This is a genomic window from Roseovarius gaetbuli (genome assembly GCF_900172365.1).
Taxonomy (GTDB): Bacteria; Pseudomonadota; Alphaproteobacteria; order Rhodobacterales; family Rhodobacteraceae; genus Roseovarius; species Roseovarius gaetbuli.
On record NZ_FWFJ01000016.1, the window covers coordinates 25,942 to 43,297 of the forward strand.

Annotated in this window: 21 protein-coding genes and 1 pseudogene; 17 read left to right on the forward strand and 5 right to left on the reverse strand. The window is 60.5% G+C overall.

Features of this window, described 5'->3' with window-relative positions:
- Positions 1–33: 33 nt before the first annotated feature.
- The 4 genes from rimK to tpiA all read left to right on the forward strand — a co-directional run bounded on the left by rimK (position 34) and on the right by tpiA (position 3,116).
- Positions 34–1,449: a 30S ribosomal protein S6--L-glutamate ligase gene (rimK, locus tag ROG8370_RS09630; protein WP_085826871.1), complete on the forward strand. Its 1,416-nt coding sequence runs from the start codon at positions 34–36 to the stop codon at positions 1,447–1,449.
- Positions 1,450–1,527: 78 nt separating this feature from the next.
- Positions 1,528–1,890 carry an SUF system Fe-S cluster assembly protein gene (locus ROG8370_RS09635; RefSeq protein ID WP_085826916.1) on the forward strand — a complete coding sequence of 121 codons (363 nt, stop codon included), beginning with the start codon at positions 1,528–1,530 and terminating at the stop codon, positions 1,888–1,890.
- A gap of 29 nt (positions 1,891–1,919) precedes the next feature.
- Positions 1,920–2,270 (forward strand): HesB/IscA family protein, encoded by a 351-nt coding sequence (locus ROG8370_RS09640; RefSeq protein ID WP_085826872.1) that lies wholly within the window; start codon positions 1,920–1,922, stop codon positions 2,268–2,270.
- A gap of 99 nt (positions 2,271–2,369) precedes the next feature.
- Positions 2,370–3,116 carry a triose-phosphate isomerase gene (tpiA, locus tag ROG8370_RS09645; RefSeq protein WP_085826917.1) on the forward strand — a complete coding sequence of 249 codons (747 nt, stop codon included), beginning with the start codon at positions 2,370–2,372 and terminating at the stop codon, positions 3,114–3,116.
- Position 3,117: 1 nt separating this feature from the next.
- Here the strand turns inward: tpiA and ROG8370_RS09650 are convergent, their stop codons facing one another.
- Positions 3,118–3,579, reverse strand: a complete 462-nt coding sequence (locus ROG8370_RS09650) for an Lrp/AsnC family transcriptional regulator (protein ID WP_085826873.1) — start codon at positions 3,577–3,579, stop codon at positions 3,118–3,120.
- Positions 3,580–3,724: 145 nt separating this feature from the next.
- Between ROG8370_RS09650 and cysG the strand changes: the two genes are divergently transcribed.
- The 7 genes and pseudogenes from cysG to ROG8370_RS09685 form a co-directional block, all read left to right on the forward strand.
- The gene (cysG, locus tag ROG8370_RS09655) at positions 3,725–5,122 is read left to right on the forward strand and encodes a siroheme synthase CysG (RefSeq protein WP_085826874.1); all 1,398 of its coding nucleotides are present in this window, start codon (positions 3,725–3,727) and stop codon (positions 5,120–5,122) included.
- 1 nt (position 5,123) lies between these two features.
- Positions 5,124–5,435, forward strand: coding sequence for a DUF2849 domain-containing protein (locus ROG8370_RS09660; protein ID WP_085826875.1), 312 nt, complete (start codon positions 5,124–5,126; stop codon positions 5,433–5,435).
- Between the two features lie 32 nt (positions 5,436–5,467).
- Positions 5,468–7,138 (forward strand): nitrite/sulfite reductase, encoded by a 1,671-nt coding sequence (locus ROG8370_RS09665; protein WP_085826876.1) that lies wholly within the window; start codon positions 5,468–5,470, stop codon positions 7,136–7,138.
- On the forward strand, positions 7,125–7,859 hold the full coding sequence (locus ROG8370_RS09670; protein ID WP_085826877.1) for a phosphoadenylyl-sulfate reductase: 735 nt from the start codon (positions 7,125–7,127) through the stop codon (positions 7,857–7,859). The genes ROG8370_RS09665 and ROG8370_RS09670 overlap by 14 nt, the downstream gene beginning before the upstream one ends.
- Positions 7,856–8,263, forward strand: a complete 408-nt coding sequence (locus ROG8370_RS09675; protein ID WP_085826878.1) for a DUF934 domain-containing protein — start codon at positions 7,856–7,858, stop codon at positions 8,261–8,263. The genes ROG8370_RS09670 and ROG8370_RS09675 overlap by 4 nt, the downstream gene beginning before the upstream one ends.
- 76 nt (positions 8,264–8,339) lie before the next feature.
- Positions 8,340–9,191, forward strand: a complete 852-nt coding sequence (locus ROG8370_RS09680; RefSeq protein ID WP_085826879.1) for a ferredoxin--NADP reductase — start codon at positions 8,340–8,342, stop codon at positions 9,189–9,191.
- 208 nt (positions 9,192–9,399) lie between these two features.
- A pseudogene (locus ROG8370_RS09685) lies at positions 9,400–9,954 on the forward strand (methylated-DNA--[protein]-cysteine S-methyltransferase); the annotation flags it as partial.
- 54 nt (positions 9,955–10,008) lie between these two features.
- Here the strand turns inward: ROG8370_RS09685 and ROG8370_RS09690 are convergent.
- The 3 genes from ROG8370_RS09690 to ROG8370_RS09700 are packed head-to-tail and all read right to left on the reverse strand — an operon-like array spanning position 10,009 to position 12,118.
- On the reverse strand, positions 10,009–10,977 hold the full coding sequence (locus ROG8370_RS09690) for an alpha/beta fold hydrolase (RefSeq protein ID WP_139838097.1): 969 nt from the start codon (positions 10,975–10,977) through the stop codon (positions 10,009–10,011).
- 26 nt (positions 10,978–11,003) lie between these two features.
- Entirely contained in the window at positions 11,004–11,633 is a 630-nt protein-coding gene (locus ROG8370_RS09695; protein ID WP_085826881.1) for a pyridoxamine 5'-phosphate oxidase family protein, read from the reverse strand.
- Positions 11,634–11,653: 20 nt separating this feature from the next.
- Positions 11,654–12,118, reverse strand: coding sequence for a nuclear transport factor 2 family protein (locus ROG8370_RS09700; RefSeq protein WP_085826882.1), 465 nt, complete (start codon positions 12,116–12,118; stop codon positions 11,654–11,656).
- 217 nt (positions 12,119–12,335) lie between these two features.
- Here ROG8370_RS09700 and ROG8370_RS09705 point away from each other — a divergent pair, with 217 nt between their 5' ends.
- A complete protein-coding gene (locus ROG8370_RS09705; protein WP_085826883.1) occupies positions 12,336–12,908 on the forward strand; it encodes a TetR/AcrR family transcriptional regulator in 573 nt (190 codons plus the stop codon).
- 67 nt (positions 12,909–12,975) lie between these two features.
- On the opposite strand, the gene ROG8370_RS09710 is transcribed toward ROG8370_RS09705, so the two are convergent.
- Positions 12,976–13,716: a translation initiation factor 3 gene (locus tag ROG8370_RS09710; RefSeq protein WP_085826884.1), complete on the reverse strand. Its 741-nt coding sequence runs from the start codon at positions 13,714–13,716 to the stop codon at positions 12,976–12,978.
- Between the two features lie 298 nt (positions 13,717–14,014).
- Between ROG8370_RS09710 and infC the strand changes: the two genes are divergently transcribed.
- From infC to ROG8370_RS09735, 5 genes are all read left to right on the forward strand, one after another.
- Positions 14,015–14,473: a translation initiation factor IF-3 gene (gene infC / locus ROG8370_RS09715; RefSeq protein WP_245827304.1), complete on the forward strand. Its 459-nt coding sequence runs from the start codon at positions 14,015–14,017 to the stop codon at positions 14,471–14,473.
- 123 nt (positions 14,474–14,596) lie between these two features.
- Positions 14,597–14,959, forward strand: a complete 363-nt coding sequence (locus ROG8370_RS09720; RefSeq protein WP_085826886.1) for a DUF4177 domain-containing protein — start codon at positions 14,597–14,599, stop codon at positions 14,957–14,959.
- A gap of 168 nt (positions 14,960–15,127) precedes the next feature.
- The gene (locus ROG8370_RS09725; protein ID WP_085826887.1) at positions 15,128–15,751 is read left to right on the forward strand and encodes a J domain-containing protein; all 624 of its coding nucleotides are present in this window, start codon (positions 15,128–15,130) and stop codon (positions 15,749–15,751) included.
- Positions 15,752–15,854: 103 nt separating this feature from the next.
- Positions 15,855–16,067: a YgaP family membrane protein gene (locus ROG8370_RS09730; protein WP_085826919.1), complete on the forward strand. Its 213-nt coding sequence runs from the start codon at positions 15,855–15,857 to the stop codon at positions 16,065–16,067.
- A gap of 136 nt (positions 16,068–16,203) precedes the next feature.
- Positions 16,204–17,349, forward strand: coding sequence for an EAL domain-containing protein (locus ROG8370_RS09735; RefSeq protein WP_139838098.1), 1,146 nt, complete (start codon positions 16,204–16,206; stop codon positions 17,347–17,349).
- The last annotated feature ends 7 nt before the right edge of the window (positions 17,350–17,356 follow it).

Here is a 17,356-nt window from a genome sequence, read left to right on the forward strand (position 1 = left end):
GCGCGCCATGACCTTGCCAAGGAGGCCCCCTTCATGACCACTCCCGAAACTCCGCAGCCGCTGCAATTCGGGTGGGAAGAATGGGTTGCCCTGCCCGAACTGGGCGTGCCCGCCCTCAAGGCCAAGGTCGATACCGGCGCGCGCACCTCGGCGCTGCATGCCTTTGATATCGAGACCTTTGGCCCGGCGTCAAAGCCCAAGGTGCGGTTCACCGTGCACCCGATTCCGGGGCGCGACGACCTTGTGATCCCCTGTTCGGCCACGATCATCGACCGGCGCGATGTGACCTCGTCAAACGGCGAGCGCGAGTTACGCTATGTGATCTCGTCCAACCTTACCGTGGGCGACGACAGCTGGCCGATCGAGATCACCCTGACCAACCGCTCGACCATGGCAAGCCGCATGCTCTTGGGGCGTCAGGCGCTCAAGGATCATATCTCGATCGTCGCCACCGACCGGTTCCTGCAACCCGAGCTTAGCTATGACGTCTATCACACCGCCCGCATGCGCAACGAACAGCCCAAGCGCGCCCTGCGCATCGCCGTTCTCAGCCGCGAAGACAATTACTCGACCCGCCGCCTTGTCAGCGAAGGCGAGGCGCGCGGTCATACCGTCGAGGTGATCAACACCACCCGCTGTTACATGGCGATCAACGCGATGGCTCCCGAGGTGCATTACGACGGCAAGCGTCTGCCCCGGTTTGATGCCGTTGTGCCGCGCATCGGCGCGTCGATCACGCCCTATGGCACCGCCATCATCCGCCAGTTTGAAACCATCGGCACCTATTGCGTGAATTCAAGCGCCGGCATCACCTCGAGCCGTGACAAGCTTTATGCCCATCAACTTATGGCGCGCGCCAAGATCGGCATGCCCAACACCGCATTCGCCGCCTCGCCGCATGACACCTCTAACCTGATGGGCCTTGTCGGCACCGCACCGCTTATCGTCAAACTGCTGGAATCGACCCAGGGCAAGGGCGTCGTTCTGGCCGAAACCAAAAAGGCCGCCGAATCCGTGATCGACGCCTTTCGCGGTCTCAAGGCCAACTTCCTGGTACAGGATTTTGTCAAGGAGGCGGCGGGCGAAGATATCCGCTGTCTGGTGATCGGCGGCAAGGTCGTGGGCGCGATGAAGCGCACCGGCGCCGAGGGCGATTTCCGCTCCAACCTGCATCGCGGCGGCTCTGCCAAGGCGGTGCGCATCACCAAGATTGAGCGCGACACGGCGATCCGCGCGGCGAAAGTGTTTGATCTCAACATGGCTGGTGTCGACCTCTTGCGCTCAGAGGCCGGGCCAAAGGTGCTTGAGGTCAACTCTTCGCCGGGCTTTGAGGGGATCGAGGGCTCGACTGGCAAGGATATCGTCGGCGCGCTCTATGATCTGATCGAATCCCGCGTGCGCCCCGCGCCCGTGCGCCGCCGAAAATCCAGCAAAACCGCCGAAGAGTGAACAGCGTGGCGCGCGCCTCTGGACGAAGCCCGCTATAAACCCTATATGTTTGGTCAGGATAACCCGCAGGACACGATGATGAACAATAGCCCCGAACCCCTTGAAGGCGCCCCGCTGATCGCGCCCTCCAGCACCGATCACCCGCTTTATGATCAGGTGGTCGAGGCCTGCCGCTCGGTCTATGACCCGGAAATTCCGGTGAATATCTATGATCTTGGCCTGATCTACACGATTGATATTGATGGCGAAAACGCGGTCAACATCACCATGACCCTGACCGCCCCCGGCTGTCCTGTGGCCGGCGAAATGCCCGGTTGGGTCGCCGAGGCGATCGAGCCTTTGGCAGGCATCAAGCATGTTGATGTCGCCCTTGTCTGGGAGCCGCCCTGGGGCATGGACATGATGAGCGACGAAGCCCGCCTTGAACTGGGCTTTATGTAATCAATGCAACCGACTGGAAGGCAAACCTGATGTTTGGCATCCCCGGAAAACAGGCCGTGACCATCACCCCGGCCGCCGCCGCACAAATCGCGAAACTGATGGGCCGTGATGGCCATCAGGGTCTGCGCATTGGCGTGAAAAAAGGCGGCTGTGCGGGCATGGAATACACAATGGAATATGTGACCGAGGTCGACCCCAACGACGAAGTCGTCGAAACCGACGGCGCGCGTGTGATGATCGCGCCCATGGCACAAATGTTCCTGTTCGGCACCCAGATTGACTACGAGGTGTCGCTGCTGGAATCCGGGTTCAAGTTCAAAAACCCCAATGTGACCGAGGCCTGCGGCTGCGGTGAATCGATCAAATTCGCGGATATGTAATCCGCTCCTGCTCTCAAATATGTCGGACAACCGTCCCCGACACTTGCATTTTTGCGGGTGTCGGACGACAAGGCTAACCAATTTCAAGAGGGCATGATCATGAGACGCAAACTCGCCGCGGGCAACTGGAAGATGAATGGCACCGCCAGCAGCCTTGCCGAGGTGCAGGCGCTTGTATCTCTCCATTGCGCACCCTCTGTCGATATCCTGATCTGCCCTCCTGCGACCTTGATCGCGCAGGCCGCCGGTCTTTGCGCGAACAGTCCCATCATGATCGGCGCACAGGATTGCCACGCGGCCGCGTCCGGCGCGCATACTGGCGATATCTCGGCGCCCATGTTGGCCGATACCGGCGCCGGGGCCGTGATCCTTGGCCACTCGGAGCGGCGTGAAAACCACAATGAAACCAGTGATTTGGTCGCCCAAAAGGCCGTCGCCGCCCATGCTGCGGGGCTGATCGCGGTGGTCTGCCTTGGTGAATCGCTGGCGCAGCGCGAAGGCGCCCAAACCCTTGACGTCATCGCCGAGCAACTGGCTGCTTCGCTTCCCGATGGCACCACGGGCGCCAATACCGTCATCGCATACGAGCCGATCTGGGCCATTGGCACAGGTCTGACCCCGAGCCTCGCCCAGATTGGCGAGGTGCATGATTTCATCCGCAGCCGCCTGAGCGAGCGCTTTGGCGTGCAAGCGGCAGAGGATTTTCGCCTGCTTTACGGCGGGTCGGTCAAGCCCGAGAATGCCGCGGAGATTTTCGCCACCTCGAATGTCGATGGCGCCCTTGTCGGCGGCGCAAGCCTGAAATCCGAAGATTTCTCGCCTATTATCAGAGCACTGGAAGCCTGAGTTAAAGCGGCAACATGGTGGTCGACTTGATCTCTTCCATCGACAAAAGCGCCGTGACATTATGCACTTTCACCTCTGAAATCAGTGCCTGATAGAACACATCATAGGCGCGCGCATTGGCGACCCGCACCTTGAGGATATAGTCGATATCCCCGGCCAGACGGTGCGCTTCCTGCACTTCGGGGCGGTCATTCAACGCCTTGAGAAACGCTTTTTGCCAGGTCGCGTCATGCTCTGATGTGCGGATCAGCACGAAGAAACAGGCCTCGAATCCCAATGACTCGGCATCAAGCAGATAGGTCTGCTGCTTGATGACCCCAGCCTCGCGCATCTTGCGAATCCGGTTCCAGACGGGGGTCTTGGAACTGCCGACATTCTTGGCAATATCGTCAAGCGACTGCCCCCCGTCCTCTTGCAGCTGCACAAGGATTTTTCGATCCAGTTCGTCCAGACGAACAGCCATTCCAATTTTCCTTCAACGTTGGAACATCCCACCCAAAGCTATCGCAAGAAGAAACGAATGTTCTTATCGACGCCGGTATCTAGCGCATATGCGGGAATATTTCCTATAATGGGGGCGAAGTCAAACCAATCCGAGGGTGCCCGCGATGAAGCATTTCCCGATCTTTCTGGCCGTAGAGGGCCGCCGCATCGTCCTTTCGGGCGGCGGCGATGCTGCCTTGGCCAAGCTGCGCCTGCTCCTCAAGACCGAGGCCCACCTCACGGTTTTTGCCCCCACACCCGCGCCAGAGATCGAAGATTGGGCCGCTGCGGGTCGCCTGCGCCTTGTGCGCCGCGCGATGGAGCCGGGCGATACCCTCTGCGCCAAGCTGTTTTATGCCGCCGATGAGGACAGGGTCGAGGATGCCCGCACCGCCGCCATCGCAAGCGCCGATGGGGCCTTGGTCAATATCGTGGATAATCTGGGGGATAGCCAGTTCATCACCCCCGCCATCGTTGATCGTGATCCGGTCACCGTGGCCATTGGCACCGAAGGCGCCGCGCCGGTTCTGGCCCGCGCCATCAAGGCCGATCTGGAAGAGCGCCTGCCCGCTAGCCTCGGCACGCTGGCCCGCCTTGGCAAGGCGTTCCGCCGCGCGGTCGAAATCCTGCCGATGGGGCGGCGGCGGCGCGATTTCTGGGCCGACTACTATTTCACCTCTGGCCCCCGCGCGCTTGAACAGGGCGGTGAGGATGAGATCAAGATCACCCTCCAAGCCCTTCTGGATAAACATGAAATCAAACCCGAACGCGAAGGTCACGTGGCCTTTGTCGGGGCCGGTCCTGGCGATCCCGAGCTATTGACGCTAAAGGCGCGCAAGGCGCTGGACGCGGCCGACGTGGTGATCCACGACCGGCTTGTGACACCCGAAATCCTTGAACTGGCGCGCCGTGAAGCCGTGCTGATCGACGCGGGCAAAGAGGGCTTTGGCCCTTCGATGAGCCAGGACGACATCAATGCGCTTATCGTGACCCACGCCAAAACCGGCGCGCAGGTCGTCCGCCTCAAGGGCGGTGACCCCACCATCTTTGGCCGCCTTGACGAGGAAATCGACGCCGTGAGCGAAGCCGGGATCGGCTGGCATGTGGTGCCCGGTATCACCGCCGCCTCGGCCAGTGTCGCGGCCATCGGTCAAAGCCTGACGAAACGCGGGCGCAATGCCTCGGCGCGGCTTTTGACCGGCCATGACATGAAGGGCTTTGCCGATCAGGACTGGCGCGCTCTGGCGCGGGTCGGCGAGGTGGCGGCGATCTATATGGGCAAGAAATCGGCGCGTTTCATCCAAGGCAGATTGATCATGCAGGGCGCGGATCGCACCACGCCGATCACCGTCATCGAGAACGCCAGCCGCCCCGATCAGCGCATCCTTGCGACCACGCTCGATGCCTTACCGAGCGCCCTGACCAAGGCAGATTTCACCGGCCCCGCCCTTATGTTTTATGGCCTCAGCCCGCGCGAAACGCAGGCCAGCCTTGCCCAAATTCAGCAACAGGAGCTTGCCTGACATGTCCCGCGACTTCACCCCCAAGGTTATCACCGCAAACGCCCTGATCGAAGGCGATGTCATCTATTTCACCGCCACTAACGGCTGGACCCGTCACCTCGGCGAGGCAGAGGTTCTCACCGATGAGGCCGACGCCGATCTGCGGCTGTTGCAGGCACAGGCCCAACCGCATCTGACCGTTGGCGTTTATCTCGCCGATGTGGCCCCCGGCGAGGACGGCCCCGAGCCGACGCATTTCCGCGAGGATTTCCGCCGCAAGGGCCCCTCGAACCTTTTTCATGGCAAGCAGTCCGAAGGACTGTCCTGGGTTTAAACCGGGACCCCTCAAGACAAGGAAGCAAAAACATGTATTATTACAATGACTTCGATGCCTCTTTTGTGGCGGAACGCAACCGCCAGTTTCGCGCTCAGGTCGAGCGCCGCATCGACGGAAGCCTGACCGAGGATGAATTCAAGCCGCTGCGCCTGATGAACGGTCTTTATCTGCAACTGCACGCCTATATGCTGCGCGTGGCAATCCCCTATGGCTCGCTCGACCCGGCAAAACTGCGGCAGCTGGCCTATCTGGCCGAGCGGTTTGACAAGGGCTATGGCCATTTCACCACCCGCACCAATATTCAGTACAACTGGCCGCAACTGCGCGATGTGCCGGAGATGCTTGATGCCCTGGCCGAGGTCGAAATGCACGCGATCCAGACCAGCGGCAACACCATCCGCAACGTGACCTCGGATCACTTTGCCGGCGCCGCCGCGGATGAGATCGAAGACCCGCGCCCGGTGGCCGAATTGATCCGGCAATGGTCGACCGACCACCCCGAGTTTCAGTTCCTGCCGCGCAAGTTCAAGATTGCCGTGATCGCAAGCGACACCGACCGCGCCGTGATGAAAAGCCACGATGTCGGCCTGCGCATTGTCGAACGCGACGGCGTGCGCGGTTTCGAGGTCTGGATTGGCGGCGGCATGGGGCGCACCCCGATGGTGGCCAAGCGCTTGCGCGATTTCCTGCCGCGCGCAGACCTCCTGCCCTATCTCGAGGCGATCCTTGCGACGTACAATCGGATCGGGCGGCGCGACAACAAGTACAAGGCACGCATCAAGATCACGGTGCATGAAAACGGGCTTGATGAAATCCGCGCCCAGGTCGAGGATGAATTCCCTCGCCGCCGCGCCGTCTTTGGCGGCGAGGATCAGGCGCTATTGGCCGAGATCACCGCCGCCTTTGCCGCGCCTGCGTTCAAAAATACCGATCCGGCGCCCTATTTTGCCGCCCGCGACGCCGATCCGGTGTTTCGCGCCTGGAGCGACACCAATGTGACCGCGCACCGCACGCCGGGCTATGGCATCGTCACCATCAGCCTCAAGGCCCATGGCGCGACGCCGGGCGATGCCTCGGGCGATCAGATGCGCCTTGTCGCCGATCTTGGCGAGACCTACGGTCACGGCGATATCCGCGCCACCCATGCCCAGAACCTTGTTCTGCCGCATGTGCCGCTCGCCGATATCCCGGCGGTGCATGCCGCTCTGAAAACGCTTGGGCTGGCCACCGGCAATATTGGCCTTGCCTCGGATATCATCGCCTGCCCCGGCATGGATTATTGCGCGCTTGCAACCGCGCGCTCGATCCCCGTGGCCCAAGGCATTGCCACGCGGCTTGAAGAGCTCAAGATCGAGCATGAGGTCGGGCATTTGCAGATCAAGATTTCGGGCTGCATCAACGCCTGCGGGCATCATCACGTGGGTCATATCGGCATTCTTGGCCTTGATCGCGCAGGGGTCGAAAACTATCAGATCACCCTTGGCGGCGATGCCTCTGAGACCACCGCCATCGGAAGCCGCACCGGCCCCGGTTTTGCATACGACGAGATCGTGCCCGCCGTCGAGCGTCTGATTTTCGCCTATCTTGACCTGCGCGAAGGCGAGGAAGAGACATTCCTTGAGGTCTATAACCGCGTCGGCATGGCCCCGTTCAAATCCGCGCTTTATGACGCCGAGGCGCGGGCCTATGCCGCAGAGTAACCTTGCAAACCGGGTGAGCGCCCTCAATCACCGCTATCGTCATCATTCGGCGATATCGGTGATCGAGCACGCGCTGCGCGACCCCGAGGCCGGAAAACTGGCGCTCGTGTCAAGCTTTGGCGCGGAATCGGTAGTGCTTTTGCACATGGTGTCGGTGACGCGGGCCGCGACGCCGGTGATCTTCATCGACACCGAGATGCTGTTCACCGAGACGCTTGTCTATCAGCAGGAGCTGGCCGAGCGGCTTGCCCTGCGCGATCTGCGTATCATCCGCGCTGCCCCCGGTGAGATGGCCGCCGAGGACCCCGACAACACCCTGCATCAGCGCGACACCGATGCCTGTTGCGCCCTGCGCAAGGCGGCGCCATTGCAAAGCGCCCTGATTGGGTTTGACGGCTGGATCACCGGGCGCAAACGCTATCAATCAGGCACCCGCGCGGCGCTTGATTTCTTCGAAGTGGAAGAGGGCACAGGACGGATCAAGGTCAACCCGTTGGCCCATTGGACCCCCGAGGACATGCAAACCTACATGGATGAGAACCGCCTGCCCCGGCATCCGCTTGTCGCCAAGGGCTATCCCTCGATCGGCTGCATGCCTTGCACCACCCCCGTGGCGCCCGGCGAAGACCCAAGATCGGGCCGCTGGCGCGATCAGAGTAAAACCGAATGTGGCATCCATTTTGAAAATGGCAAAATGGTGCGAAAAGGAGTGACCGCATGACCGTCATCGTTAGCGACACGGGCTTTGCGCCCGAAGATTTCAACGCCCCGATCACCCCGCTTGCCGAGGCCGAAAGCGCCACGACGGCGCTTGATCTGGCGGTTGACACCAACCCCGCCGAGCTTGGCGACCGCTTGGGCGGCGTGACGATGATCCGCGTCGATTTTCCAAGTTCCGCCGATGGCCGCGGCTTTTCCATCGCGCGGCAATTGCGGCTTATGGGCTATGGCGGGCGGTTGCGTGCGCGGGGTCATGTGATCGCCGATCAATACGCGATGGCGCGCCGCTCGGGCTTTGACGAGGTCGAAATCTCGGAGGCCCTGGCCAAACGCCAGCCCGAGGAGCAGTGGATCTTTCGCGCCAACTGGCAAGCGCATGATTATCAGGCCCGCCTGCGCGGCTAAACGTCCTGCGCCCTTTCCCTGACCCAGATCAATGTTTATGCAGAGGGGCCGGTCTATGTGACTGGCAAAAGAAGCTATGAATGAGATGACCCAAGTGACCGATGCACCCGTAAAGACGGCCAAGACGCCCACCCTGCCCGATGCGCAGAAAGTGACCGAGGTCACCCATTGGACCGACCGGCTGTTTTCCTTCCGCGTGGCACGCCCCGCCTCTTTGCGCTTTCGCTCGGGCGAATTCGTGATGATCGGCCTGATGTCCACGGACGAAAAGACCGGTCGCGACAAGCCGCTTTTGCGAGCCTATTCCATTGCCTCGCCGTCCTGGGATGACGAGCTGGAATTCTATTCGATCAAGGTTCAGGACGGCCCGCTGACAAGCCGGTTGCAGCATATTAAGCCCGGAGACGAAATCATCCTGCGCCCCAAGCCGGTGGGCACGCTGGTGCATGACGCGCTCCTGCCCGGCAAGCGCATCTGGTTCTTTGCCACAGGCACCGGCTTTGCGCCCTTTGCCTCGTTGCTGCGCGATCCGCAGACCTATGAAGATTACGACGAGGTCATCATCACCCATACCTGTCGCGAGGTGGGCGAGCTTGAGTATGGCCGCAAGCTGATTGAGGATATCCGCCAGGATGAGATGCTTGCCGAATTGATCGGCGAAGGCTTTGCCGACAAGCTGCGCTATTATCCGACCACGACGCGCGAACAGAGCCCCAAGATGGGCCGCATCACCGATCTGATGCGTTCGGGCGAGGCCTTTGCCGATCTCGGCGTGCCCCCTCTTGCGCCGGAAACCGACCGCGCGATGGTCTGTGGCAACCTCGCCTTCAACCTTGAGATCAAGGAAATGCTCGAAGGCTATGGCCTGCGCGAAGGCGCAAATTCCTCGCCCAAGGAATATGTTGTCGAAAAGGCCTTTCTCGACTGATCGGCAGGCGGGACAAGATTTTTCGGCGAAAAATCTTGGTCGCTCTCCATAGATATCGCGGGATTTGAAATACACGCCTGGTAATCCTCCCGTTTTTAACGGGACGAGATCGTAGAACTTACGCAGCCATTTTCAGTTTCATTGCGGGTGTGATGCCGCCGATGCCCATGTTCGGGCGGTCGTTGTTGTAAGTCCAGAGCCACTGGGTGGCAAAATGCCGGGCCATCTTGGAACGACCGGCTTGCTTATGGCCGATTGGATCAAGACCCCGCTTGGCGACATGATCGCGATCAGCAGCGCGACGCATCTCCACCTTTTGGAATTCATCGACCGCAAGGCCCTCAAATCCGAGATCGCAACCCTTGAAAAGGCGGTCAAAGGCCGTCTTGGCCTTGGCTCTTATGCCCCGACCAAGCAGATCAGGGAAGAACTTGAGGCGTTCTTTGTCGGCCAATCCGCCAGTTTCGCCACGCCGCTGGCCCTGACTGGCACGCCCTTTGCCCGCGCGGTCTGGGCCGAGCTTCAGCGCATTCCGCCCGGTGTCACCAAAAGCTATTCCCAGATTGCTCAACAGATCGGCCGCCCCTCGGCCACCCGCGCCGTGGCCCGCGCCAATGGCGCCAACCAACTGGCGCTTGTCATTCCCTGCCACCGTGTCATCGGGGCTGATGGGTCTTTGACCGGCTATGGCGGCGGGCTCTGGCGCAAGCAGCGGCTTTTGGAGCTTGAGCGTCATTACAGGGGCCTTGATCAGAACCCCTAGCAGAGGGACCGCGCGCTGTTCAAAGGCGCGGTCCCGAGTGTTTTCTTGCCTGGTCTACTTGTAAACCCGATCAAGGAACTCAATCATCTCGACAGCCATTTCGGGGCCAAATTCCTCAAGCGCGAAATGGCCGGTGTCGAGGATATGAAATTCAAGATCGTCGAGGTCGGCCTTATAGGGATGCGCGCCCTCTTCGGGGAAGATCGGGTCGTTCTTGCCCCACATCAACAGCGCCGGCGGCTGATGCTCGCGAAACAGCGCCTGCCATTTCGGGTATTCGCCGACATTGGTGCCGTAATCGAGAAACAGCTCAAGCTGCACCTCCTGGTTGCCGGGGCGATCCAGAAGGTATTGCACGGTCCAATAGTTATCGGGGCTGATGTTTTCGGGGTTCTGAACGCCTGCGGTGAACTGCCATTTGGTCGCCTCAAGCTCGAAGAAGCCACGCAGAGCATCGCCGTTCTCGGTCGTTGGCGCCGCCCAATAGGCCTTGATCGGATCCCAGAACTCGCGCAGTCCCTCGGCGTAGGCATTGCCGTTCTGGATCACGAAACCCTCCACGCGCTCTGGGTCATCGGCGAACATGCGGTATCCGACCGGCGCGCCGTAATCCATCACATAGGCCACGTAGCCCTCAACGCCTTTTTGATCCAAAAGCGCGGTCATCATCCCGGCGATATTGGCGAAGGAATACTCGAACTCTGCGGCGGGCGGCATCGCAGAGGCGCCAAAGCCCGGATAATCCGGCGCAATCACGTGATAGTCCTGCGCAAGTTCCGGGATCAGGTTGCGAAACATATGCGACGAGGTCGGAAAGCCGTGCAGCAACAAAACGGTGGGATGCGACGGATCGCCCGCCTCGCGATAGGCGATGTCGATGCCGTCGATGCTTGTGCTCCGATACGCCACATGGTCGGGCGACGCCAGATCAAGCGCAAGAGACCGCATCGGCAGGGCCGCGCCAAGGGCAAGCGACACCACAAGCGTGCCGCTTTGCAGCATATATTTGAAAGAGGGGGTCATGGGATTGGCTCCTTTGTGTTTGGGGCTTAGGACGCGGCACCAAGCAGATCGCTCAGCCGCGCATTCTCGGTGGTGAGGTCGGAAATCTGCGCGCGCAGTCGCGCGAGATAGGGTTCAAGCTCGGCCTCGGTGAGGCGCTGCGGAATATGGGCGGGACAGTTCCAGTCAAACGCCTCGACCGTGATCAGGATCGCGCGTTCGGGCCGCCCGACATAATCGGGATCGTGCAGGGCCGGGAGGATTTCGGCGGCGGCTTCGCCTTCGACAACCCGCGACCTGCCCCAGATCTTGATCCGCCTGCGGTTGGGGTAATCCATCAGGATCAGAGAGATACGGCCATCCCCCGCAAGATTGCCAAGGCTCACATACTGTCGGTTGCCGCGATAATCGGCGTACCCGATGGTGCGCGCGTCGATCACCCGCAAAAACCCCTTGGGGCCGCCGCGAAACTGAACATAGGGCCAGCCGGTTTCGGAAACGCTCGCTTGGTAAAACCCGTCGCGGGCCTCGATAAAGGCGGCCTCGGCGGGGCCGAGGTCCGTACCGCCATTCACATCCGGAGACAGGAATTTCTCGTAACCCGCCGCAGACCCAAGGCGGGCCTGCGCAGCGCGCACCCTGGGGGTAAAGGCGATTTCGGCAAAGGCGCGGGGCATGTCATTCTCCTTTCAGGGGCTTAGAGGCCAAGGTCGCTCAGGCCGGGGTGATCGTCGGGGCGCCGCCCCTCGGGCCAGTGAAACAGCCGCTCGGCCTCGGTGATCGCAAGGTCGTTGATGCTGGCAATCCGGCGGCGCATGCGACCGTCCTCGGCGAATTCCCAGTTCTCGTTGCCGTAGGAGCGAAACCACTGGCCCGCTGCATCGCGCCATTCATAGGCAAAGCGCACGGCGATCCGGTTGGTCGTCCAGCTCCACAGTTCCTTGATCAGGCGATAGTCCTGTTCGCGCGCCCATTTGCGGGTGAGGAAGGCCTCGATCTCGGCGTGACCGGTCAGAAACTCGGCTCGGTTCCGCCATTGGCTGTCGGGGGTGTAGGCCTGGGCGACAGCCTTGGGGTTTTGACCGTTCCAGCCGTCTTCGGCGGCGCGGACCTTCTGGATGGCGGTACTTTCGGTGAAGGGTGGAAGCGGTGGGCGGCTCATGTCTGGCTCCTTGGGTTCAAATGATTACTGATCGGTACACCTTGTTGCTCTTAAATGTACAGATCGGTAACTGTTGTCAAATATTTTTTGACCCCTTGATCCATAAAAAAGGTGCCATATCCTCATTACATATTGAAATTAGAAGATTTTATTTTTCTGGAGACTGCGCGCGCCCTGCCCTATATTGTGAACCAGTCAGTACACAAAAAGGCACTCCATGCGACCAAACAAACGAGACGAACTGGTGCGAAACGCGCTTGAGGTGTTCTATCGCGACGGCTTTCACGCCACCGGGATGGACAAGCTTGTCGCACAAACCGGCATCTCGAAAACCTCAATGTACAAACATTTCCGCACCAAGGAAGAGATGATCCTTGCCGTGCTCAGGCTGCGCGACGAGCGGTTTCGCAACTGGTTCTGTCGCCGCGTGGAAGAGATTGCCGTGACCCCGAAGGCCCGCCTGCTGGCGGCCTTTGACGTGCTCCACGAATGGATCGCATCGCCCGAGTTTCGGGGCTGTATGTTCATCAAGGCGGTGTCGGAATTTCAGGATCCAAAGGACCCGATCCATATCCAATGCGCGACCCATAAACGGATGCTGCTTGAATATGTTCAGGAAATCGCGACCGAGTCCGGGGTCCGTGATCCGGCGGCGCTGGCGCGCCAGTTGATGCTGCTCAAGGAGGGGGCGATCGTGACCTCGGTGATGCTGGGCAATGCCACCCCGGCGCTTGACGCCAAAGCCGCCGCAGAAGTGTTGATCGAGGCCGCGGCCTGTCGCCAGACATAAAAAAACCCGCGCCGGATAGGTCCGGCGCGGGGTGGTGTTGTGCCTTAGCCTTAGGTCGGTCGGCTGATCAGTAGCCAAGCGCGCTGCGAGCAGCCTCAAGCGCTGATTTCAGCAACTCGGGATTGTCCTGCGCCTTTTGGATGGTTTGCAGCAGAAGGGTCTTCTGCATGGCCCCAAGATCGGTGCCCTCAATGAGGCTCTTGGCGCTTTCCATGTTGAAACCGTCCATGGTCAGGGCTTCGGGCGCTTCGGCTGTTCCGGTCGCGGCCTCGACAGCGGCTTGCGCCGCATCGCCGGTTTCAGCGGCAACATCAGCCGCGCTTTCGCCAGTGGCGGCCTCGACGGCCTCTTTGGTGGCGTCCTGCGCGGCGTCAACCCCATCCTGAGCGGTGTCGGTCACGGCCTCGGTGGCGGTGTCAGCCGCCTCGGTGGCGGTGTCCGTCGCGGCATCAGCCGCCTCGCTTGCCGTATCGGCCGCAGCGTCTACAGCCTCGGCAGCCGTGTCGGTGGCACCATCTGCGGCGCCGGTTGCAGCCTCAACGGCGCTTTCGACGGCCTCTGACGCGGCATCCACGGCCTCAGCAGCGGCATCAGCCACCGCATCGGCGGCCTCGGTCGCGGTATCGGCGGCGGCCTCTGCGGCTTCGCCAACCGCTTCGCTTGCATTTTCAAGCGCTTCGGGGGCCTCGACCTCATTTGCGGTCTCGCTGACCGTGTCGACAACCTCTGTCACCGATTTTCCGGTAAACAGCATATAGCCACCGCCAAGAACGACGGCAGCCAAAACAATCCATAAAAGGTTCTTCATAAACCCCTCCCTCATACATGCGGGTCCGGCAAATAACGCCATCCCTTCGCTTCTTGCTCTCAGATGGAGCGCAAAAAGGAAAGGTACAAGGGGGAATAACCCTTAAATCGGCTCAGATCAGCCTATTTTGGCGCTTGAAAGCTGCCCCGGCCAGGTTTACGTTGCACCTTCGAATTCACCACAAAACCAAAACGATTGAAGGAACAAAGCCATAGCCCGCAGACCTCATAACGCGCCCCCGCAACGCGACACCGGCCCTCGTATCAATGAACGTATCCGCAATGACGAAATCCGCCTGATTGGTGCGGATGGCGAAAATGTTGGCGTGGTCACACCGGACCGGGCAATGGAAATGGCCGCAGAAGCCGGGCTTGATCTGGTTGAAATCTCGCCGAACGCCAATCCGCCGGTCTGTAAGATCATGGATTTCGGCAAGTTCAAATACGAGACCCAGAAACGCGAGGCCGAAGCGCGCAAGAAGCAAAAGATCATCGAGGTGAAAGAGGTCAAGTTTCGCCCCGGCACCGACACGCATGACTACGACGTCAAAATGCGCAACGTGGTCAAGTTTCTTGAAAATGGCGACAAGGTAAAGATCACCCTGCGCTTTCGTGGCCGCGAGATGGCCCACCAGGATCTGGGCCGCCAGCTTTTGGAACGGATCGCCGGCGATATCAATGGCATCGGGCGCGTTGAAAACATGCCCAAGATGGAAGGCCGCCAGATGATCATGATCATCGGCCCCGGCCCGAAATAACGCGAGTTTAGATTTCAGACGTTCCATGACCCCCGGCCTTATGGTTCGGGGGTTTTGCATGCCCCCTTGCGCCGGGCGGTCAGTCGCGTAGGATGATCCGCTCTGACAAACCCGGAAGGTTCCATGACCGTTTACGAATACAAGGTTGTCCCCGCCCCGACCCGTGGCCGCAAGGCCGCCGGTGTCAAAACGCCCGAGGCCCGCTTTGCCCTTGGGTTTGAAGAGGTACTGAACGAAATGGGTCGCGACGGTTGGGAGTATCTGCGCGCAGATATCCTGCCGAGTGAAGAGCGTCAGGGGCTGACCTCAAGCCATACGGTCTATCGCTCGGTGCTGGTCTTCCGCCGCGAAATCGCCGCGTCGGAACGGGTTGTCGAGGGCCTGCGCGCCGAGGCCGCGCGCGCCGTGAGCCCGCCTGTTACGCCCCCTCTGAAAGCCCAGAGGCACGACCCCGCCGATGAGACGCCGGAAAACGACAAGACCTAGACGCCCCAAGACCGTTCTGCTTTTCATAGCAAGGGGTTAGGCATTCGACCCCTCGCCGGTCCGCGCAAGAACATCGCGCAAAGGTGAGGTGATTTTTTTTGCTGCGCCCCCTTCAATTTGCCGCGTTTTGGCATACACTCTCGTCTCCGACTCGAAAAGGTGAGCCCCATGTCCAAGTCAGATCCCTTCGGTTTCGATATGTCCGTGTCTTCGGCCAAGAAGAAAAACCCGCGTGGCCGACGCGGCATGTCGGGCGCCTCCGAAACATCGGTGCGGGTGTGCGAGCATGAAGGCTGCACCGAGGCCGGCAAATTCCGCGCGCCCAAGGCGCCGGATGTGCTGGATGATTATCTCTGGTTCTGCCAGCAGCACGTGCGCGAGTACAACCTCAAGTGGAACTTCTTTGACGGCACCACCGAGGCCGAGATCAACGCGCAGGCCTCAAAAGACAAGGTATGGGAGCGTGAAACCCGCGCCTTTACCGATCCCGAAACGCGGGCCTGGGCACGGCTTGGAATCGAGGACCCGCATCAGGTTCTGGGCGGCAATGCCACGCAGAATCCCGGCAAGAAACGTGGCGGAAGCCGCAAATTGCCCCCCACAGAGCGTCGCGCCGTCGAGATTCTCGAGGCCGAGGATACCTGGACCAAGGCCGATCTGCGCAAATCCTACAAATCGCTGATCAAGGTGCTTCATCCGGACATCAATGGTGGCGATCGAAGCCAGGAAGAACAGCTTCAACAGGTGGTCTGGGCCTGGGAGCAGATCAAGGACAGCCGCAATTTTAGATAAATTGCGGGCTTTGTGACCTTATCACCGACGGCACCGCCCGGACGGCATATGCTTGGGCTATCACATGCCGGTCATGTCGACCGGATCAATTAAAGGTGTTGTCATGCTTAAGAAAAATGTCGGGTCGTTGGACCGCGCGCTTCGTATCATCGTCGGCCTCGCCCTGCTGGCGGGCTTTGCCCTTAACCGCGACGGGGCCTATAGCTGGCTCTATCTGATCGGGATCATCCCGCTGGTGACCGGGCTTATGTCAAGCTGCCCGCTCTACACGATCCTCGGGTTGCGCACCTGTCCTCTGGACAAGCCCGACGCCTGAGCGCGCGACCGGGGTTTTCAGACAAATCGCCTAAAACTTTATGCAAAAGGCGGTGGCGCGCTGCGCCGCCGTCAACGGTTTGTCCGATATTTGCCCCTATCCCTTGAGCGGTATCCATTCCGCGTAAGGGGCAGCCATGCAAACCGATCCACAGATTTCCCAACTTATCCCTCAGGTCACCGGGGTCGCGGGGCAATCCGGCGATGTGATGATCAACACCGCCCTCGAATTCGTGCGCACCCACCTGAACATGGAGGTGGCCTATCTGTCTGAATTCATTGGCGATGATCTTGTCTTTCGCGCCGTAAGTGCGCCGGGATTCGAGGATATGTGCCATGTGGGCGGCTCGATCCCGCTGGATCAGGTCTATTGCCGCCATATCCTTGCCGGGCGCCTGCCCGAGCTTATCCCCGACACCGGCGCCGAAGACATCTGTCAGTCGCTGGCGCTGACCCACGCGATTCCGATCAAATCACACGTCAGCGTGCCAATCCGCCGCCGAGACGGCTCGCCCTGTGGCATGTTCTGCTGTCTCAGCCGCAGCACCCGCTCTGACCTGACCGAGATCATGACCGGGGCCAAGTTCGAAATGGTCTATCAACCGATCATGGACGCCAATGATCGTCGCCCCAAGGGGTTCGAGGCGCTCTGTCGCTTTCGCTCTGATCCCTATCGCCCGCCGAACCTCTGGTTTGATGACGCCGAAAGGGTTGGCATGCAGGCCGACCTTGAAATCGCGATGATCGAAGTTGCGCTGAAGGCTCTGAAGGTTCTGCCGTCTGATATCTACCTGTCGGTGAACGCCTCGCCCGCCACCGTGGCCTCGGGGCGGCTTCCGGCTGTCTTCGCGCCCTACCCCTGCGAGCGTATCCTGCTCGAAGTCACGGAACACTCCAAGATCGACAACTACGACGCCCTGCTGAGCGAGCTTGCCTACCTTCGCTTTTCCGGCGTGCGCCTTGCGATTGACGATGCCGGCGCGGGCTATTCCGGTCTGCAACATATCATTCAGCTGCACCCGGATGTGATCAAGCTTGATATGTCGCTGACCCGCGATATCGACAAGGATCTGGTGCGCCGCTCTCTGGCTGCGGCCCTGATGCGGTTTTCCAGTGAAATCGACGCACAGATCGTCGCCGAAGGCATTGAAACCGAAGAGGAGCTTGCCGTGCTGACCGACCTTGGCGTGCCGCTGGCGCAAGGTTACCTTCTGGCCAGACCCGGAGACCTGGCCGCAGCCATGAAGTGGTTTGACGGCGAGACGGCCCGCTCGATCGCCTGAGCGGGGC